Genomic DNA, 549 nt, shown 5'->3' on the forward strand with positions numbered 1-549 from the left:
CTGGTAAGCAGAGTTTTTGAAATGTAAGGCCTTTGAATAAGACAAAAGGCTGCCTCATCGCTAACTTTGCAACAGTGCCGTTTTATGATGATCCTGGCGCTAAGTGAGATGTTCCGCACGATGACGGCGATCGGCAATGGCAGTTTCGCCGGCAACCGCTTCATACCGCTCGCCTTAGTTCTGTTAACGCTGGCGCTGGCATCACCTTTCTTTGCCACATTTTATACGATGAGCCGTTCTGATTTCATGGCGACGACGGCCTGCTACATGGCTGCGTGTGGCAGGTCTTAAACAACTGAACTGGGCTAGCGAAGGAGTGGGGGCAACAGCAGCTGCGCTGGTAGACTTATCCACAGTTGCTGGTAACAAAATCAGCAATCCGCCCTGGGTCAAATTTCAATCGGCAGGGTGGGTCAATTTTCCATCAGCGCCAACAAATGGTGGTTTCGTCGGGGATGCGCTCCAGGTTCAGCCCGGCAAACTGGCGCAGGATCGTGGTTTCGTACAGCGCTTCCTCCATCGCTGGATCGCTGTAGCCGAACCAGTTCT

At 52.8% G+C, this 549-nt stretch carries 1 protein-coding gene and 1 pseudogene; one reads left to right on the forward strand and one right to left on the reverse strand.

Going from position 1 to position 549, the window contains the following annotated elements; all coding sequences use genetic code 11:
- The first annotated feature begins 84 nt into the window (after positions 1 to 84).
- Positions 85 to 291 (forward strand): hypothetical protein, encoded by a 207-nt coding sequence (locus OGV50_RS00370; RefSeq protein ID WP_063151275.1) that lies wholly within the window; start codon positions 85 to 87, stop codon positions 289 to 291.
- A 145-nt stretch (positions 292 to 436) separates the two neighbouring features.
- Here OGV50_RS00370 and OGV50_RS00375 read toward each other — a convergent pair.
- Positions 437 to 549, reverse strand: a pseudogene (locus OGV50_RS00375) (transposase); the annotation flags it as partial.

The organism is Citrobacter sp. CK180 (genome assembly GCF_030333655.1).
Classification (GTDB): domain Bacteria; phylum Pseudomonadota; class Gammaproteobacteria; order Enterobacterales; family Enterobacteriaceae; genus Citrobacter_B; species Citrobacter_B koseri.

Excerpts from the sequence above, each read along its gene's own strand:
- OGV50_RS00370 (WP_063151275.1), top strand. The coding sequence starts at position 85 with ATGATGATCCTGGCGCTAAGTGAGATGTTCCGCACGATGACGGCGATC.